At 30.1% G+C, this 1,154-nt stretch carries 1 protein-coding gene; it reads left to right on the top strand.

The genetic code is table 11. The features are described from left to right. Positions 1–123: 123 nt before the first annotated feature. Positions 124–1,154, top strand: a 1,031-nt coding sequence (locus tag ACSULM_RS12465) for an ISL3 family transposase (protein ID WP_436863117.1), incomplete at its 3' end; no start/stop codon positions are given.

Below are 1,154 nucleotides of genomic sequence, written 5' to 3'. Positions count from 1 at the left end.
GGCTGTACACTTTTAACGGTTGGTGAGTAAAATCATCAATCGTTATTTTTATGTTTGAATACAAAAAAGCACAAATATCTCTATAATTATAAGCGACGAAACCATAATTAAGGAGAGATATCTGTGCCATATACTTATAATAAAACAAATTACCTTGGTTTAAAAGTAGATAGTATTTATTTTTCAAATGAATTACCTCAAGAAATATACTACAAGTGCATCAAAACACTATTTTATAAAGCTGTTTTAACCTACGATGCTATTGCTTGTGAATGTTGTGGTATTAAAAATGAAAATAATACTGTTATTAAAAATGGCAAGAGACACACATTAATTTATATGGGTGAAATCATTTATAAACCTGCTTACTTAGAACTAAATAAACAGCGATTTTATTGTAAGGCTTGTGGTGAAACTTTCACAGCTAAGTCATCTTTCGTTCAACCAAAATCTTCGATTTCAAATTTAGTAAAACTAGCCATTGCTGAAAAAGCTACTGAAGCACGCTCTGAGAAAGCAATCGCGCGTGATTTATTTATTTCACCTTCAACTGTTCATCGTCAAATGAAAATTATTGCTCAACAAGTTAAACCAAAAATATCAGATATACTGCCAAATCATTTGTCTTTTGATGAGTTTAAATCAACTAAAGATGTTGAAGGAGCTATGAGTTTTATATATTGTGACGGAAGTACACACGAAATATTAGATATTTTACCTGATCGACGAAAAGGTGAACTTGAAAAATATTTTAGTCGATTTCCTCTTAAAACACGGTCACGTGTTAAAACCATATCCATTGATATGTATAAACCGTATATAGAATTAATCAAAAAATTATTCCCAAATGCTAGAATCATTATTGATCGCTTTCATATTGTCCAAGCAATTAATAGGGAAATTAATCGTTGCCGTGTATCTGTAATGAATCACAAACGTAGTAATAACAGACCTGAATATAATAAATTAAAACGTTATTGGCGTCTATTTTTAAAGAACCCTAGTCAATTGAATTCTACTCTTTATCATCCATTTCGACTTTTTAAAAGTTGGCAAAGTACTTATAGTGCATTGCAGTATTTACTTTCTTTAGATGATAAATTAGAAGCAACATATCGTATGGGTCATCAAATACTAAATGCACTAAGAATGAA

It is taken from the genome of Staphylococcus caeli, assembly GCF_051413795.1.
In the GTDB taxonomy this organism is placed as follows: domain Bacteria; phylum Bacillota; class Bacilli; order Staphylococcales; family Staphylococcaceae; genus Staphylococcus; species Staphylococcus caeli_A.
This window is presented reverse-complemented; position numbering and strand designations above follow the sequence as displayed.